The following is a 3,664-nucleotide window of genomic DNA, read 5'->3' on the forward strand; positions in this document are numbered from 1 at the left end:
GCCCGGCGCCGTGGCCGTCCTGGAAGATCAGCTTCGCCACCCCGAACGCCGCGGCCGTGGAGCCGAGGCTGACCAGGGTCCCCAGGAGGGCGATCAGCGGGGCCTGCAACGCGACCAGCAGCAACACCAACCCCAGCACCAGAATCACCGAGACAACGATCGGCAGATAGTCGTTCAGGGCCTGCTGCAGATCCAGGTTCTCCGCGGGCGCGCCGCCGACCAGGGCTTGGTCGGGCAAGCGATCCCGCAACTGCTCCAGCACTGTTCCCATGCGCTCGTCGGAGGGATCCATGTCGGGCAGAGCCTGCATCATGACCCACCCGGAATCGTCGGCGGCGGGTTGCGCGGGCGTCACCATCGCGATTCCGGCGCCGGCCGCCACCTTGACGGTGCTGTCGGCCTGCTCGGCGGGGGTGATGATCTGTAGCGCGCCGGGCGCACCGGCACCGAGCTGGCGCTGGACCAGCTCATAACCCTGACGCACCGGTGCCTCGTCGGGTACCACCTGGATCGAGGGCATCGCGACCTTCAACCCGAGCACCGGCAGCGCCAGCACGATCAGCACACCTGCCCCGGCGATCGCGAACGGCCACGGACGCTCGTGCAGCAACCGGCCCCACCGAGCGAACCATGGCGAGCGGTGCTGCTGACGGGTCGCATACGGCAACGCCGCCGCATTGATCCGGCCCCCGAGCGCGCCGAGCGCGGCAGGCAGCAACGTCAGTGTCGCGGCCAGCACGAGCGCGACCGCGAGCATGATCCCCACCGCCATCGTGCGCACCGCAGGCGCCGGCACCAGCAGCACCGCTGAAAGGCTCACCAGCACAGTCAAACCCGACAACACCACCGCCTTGCCCGCGGTGGCCATCGTCTCGGCGACCGCCCGCCGCGCATCAGTGGTCCGGCTCAGTGCATCACGGAACCGGGCCACCATGAACAGCGCATAGTCGATACCCAGCGCGAGGGCGAACATCATCGCGAAATTCATCGCCCACACCGAAATCGGGGTCACCTGGTTCAGCAACACCAGCCCACCAGCCGAGGCCACCAACCCGGCCACCGTCAGCAACAGTGGCAAACCCGCCGCGACCAGCGAACCGAATGCGAGCACCATGATCAGGAGCGTGACCGGCCATGAAAACAGCTCTGCCTGGATCATCGCGTCGTGATTGGCCTTGTTGAAATCGCTCCACAACGCCGAGGCTCCCGTCGGATATACCTCGATGCCGTCACCTGAGAGCGCGGTCAACGCTGCCTTGTGCTCGTCGACAGCCCGCACCATGTCATCGGTCGACGCATTCGCCCCCGCGATCAGAATCCCGGTGTGCCCGTCCGGGCTGATCGTCATCCCCGGTTGCGGGTCGATGATCGCTCCGAACCGGGAATCACCGGCGATTACCGCAGCCACCTCGCCCAGTGTTGTCTGCATCTGCAGATCGGAGACCCGCGCGGTATCGGAATGCACTACGACCTGCACCGCCGCCGAGGAATTACCACCGAAATGCTCCTGAGCCAACTCCCTGGCCTGCACTGATTCCGAACCGTTGGCCTGCCATCCTGCACCGGCCAACGAACTGAACACACTCGGCGCCGCAGAGCCCAGCGCGATGAGCGCCACCAGCCATATCCCGAACACGACCCGAGCGCGACCGGCCATCACGGACCCCAGACGTGCCAGCACCCCTGCACTCGTCTGCCCGGGCCCAGCCATGCTCGGCGGCCGCGCTGCCTTCGTCTCCGTCATGTTCCTTCACCTCTCGAGCACTAGGTCTTGTCCGAAGCCGAACCTATACCCCCGGGGGTATAGGTTTTCCCGGTCCACGTTATACCCCCGGGGGTATATAAATCGATGAGCTGTCCACCACACCCGATACCCAGCCCTGGAACAGCCGATCCGGATCTCCGAGTTCGCCCGGCGGTCTACGAGCACGTTCGCCGACTGTCCCGCGATTCCCTCTTAGCTGCAGCCACCTGCTATTGGTCGGCGGCGCAGCCTCGATGGCCGTCGAACTCGCCGAAGGCCTGGTGGTCGACACCGACCGCCTGCGCACCAACATCGACCTCGCCAATGGCCAGATCCTCACCGAACGTCACTCGGCCGTACCGGCACCGCTGCTCGGCAAGCCGACGGCGAAAAAGCGACTGCAAGCAGCATCGTTCGAAGCCGAACGAACGCACAGACCCGACAAGCAGGGAACTGCGACACGAGAGTCGGTGCCAGAATCTGGCGGCTGGACCGTGTCGAGAACCCAGCGGACCACAGATTCGGGTAAGCGACTACTCGTTCTTTCGGTCCCTGTGCGGAGAAGGCTCGGTGGTGCGGTTCGTCCTGGTGGTTCGCACCCTCCGGACCCAGGCACCCGAGCCGCCCGCACAGGAGGTGCGTGATGGCCCTCAACGATCTGATCCGGCGCAATGTCGCTGAAATTTCCGAGTATGAGCGCAACCGATTACGTGATGCGTTCGTAGCGCTCAGCGCGTCGAAGCGATACCCCGATGGTGTGTCTTACTGGGACAAGCAGAATGCGATTCACCAAGCTACCCACGTGCATGGCACCCCGGCATTCCTGGCGTGGCATCGTGAGCTGTGTAATCGGCTCGAACGACTGCTCCGGGAGGTTGATCCCTCGCTGTCGCTGCACTACTGGGACTGGACAACCGATCCGACCTCGGATGCCGATGGAGCCAGACTCTTCACCGCCGAGTTCATGGGCAGCGCGAACGGTGATGCGGGACGTCCTTTCCAAGACTTCGAAAGCACCGAGGGCAACGGTCACAAGCGGGTCTGGCGTGCCGTGCGGTCCGGGTTGCCAACAGTCCCGGCGGATGCCGCCCTCATCGGCACTGGCAACGACGCGGCCGAGGCCGAGCAGTTCTCACGAATGCGTGAGGCCCTGCGACTGATGGCGCACGACGTCGCGCACAGCTATATCGGTGGAACCATCGGCCAACAGCATTTTGCGTTCCACGATCCGTTCGTGTTCCTGCTGCATTCCAATGTCGACAGGCTGTGGGCGAAATGGCAGACCGCGCGGGGTCGCGCGTGGCGCAAGAATCCGGACCGGATATACGGTCGGGAGGGGACCGACCCGACGATCCTGTCCAGTATCCAACCGTGGGCCGGTGGCACCGGGCTGCGGCCGTGGGCACCTCCGGAAAATCAGCAGGTTGTGAAGAACTGCAGAGACCTGTCGGTGGTCGGTCCCCCGCTCTACGACACCAACGAAGGCTTGCCCAGTTCGAAGGCGGCAGCACTGCGGAGCGGGCCGAAGACATACTTCTTCGCAGGCACTCGCTACATCCGGGTCACCCGCGGCAACACCGGCGCCGGCACCATCGATCCCGGCTACCCCACGAACATCTCTGTATGGGGTTGGGGCAGCTTCGGCGAAGGCCTATTCGGACTGTGGGGTGGGATCGACGCCGCGTTGGATAGCGGACCGAAAACGTACTTCTTCGCGGGCACTCGCTACATCCGGGTCACCCGCGGCGACACCGGCCAGGGCGACATCGATCCGGGCTACCCCAGAAACATCTCCGCATGGGGCTGGGGCGACTTCGGTTCAAGCGGAATCGACGCTGCGCTGTCGAGCGGACCGAAGACGTACTTCTTCGCGGGCGATCGCTATATCCGGGTCACCCGCGGCGACACCGGCCCCGGCAC

General features: G+C 65.2%; 3 protein-coding genes. 1 reads left to right on the forward strand and 2 read right to left on the reverse strand.

What is annotated here, in order from left to right; all coding sequences use genetic code 11:
* A partial coding sequence (locus ACFWF3_RS28075; protein ID WP_379316452.1) for an MMPL family transporter occupies positions 1-1,744 on the reverse strand: 1,744 nt, incomplete at its 3' end.
* A gap of 230 nt (positions 1,745-1,974) precedes the next feature.
* Positions 1,975-2,148: a hypothetical protein gene (locus ACFWF3_RS28080; RefSeq protein ID WP_379316454.1), complete on the reverse strand. Its 174-nt coding sequence runs from the start codon at positions 2,146-2,148 to the stop codon at positions 1,975-1,977.
* Between the two features lie 239 nt (positions 2,149-2,387).
* Here ACFWF3_RS28080 and ACFWF3_RS28085 point away from each other — a divergent pair.
* Positions 2,388-3,664 (forward strand): tyrosinase family protein (locus ACFWF3_RS28085; protein WP_379316456.1); only part of this gene is annotated, 1,277 nt, incomplete at its 3' end.

Source organism: Nocardia sp. NPDC060220, assembly GCF_042727815.1.
In the GTDB taxonomy this organism is placed as follows: Bacteria; Actinomycetota; Actinomycetes; order Mycobacteriales; family Mycobacteriaceae; genus Nocardia.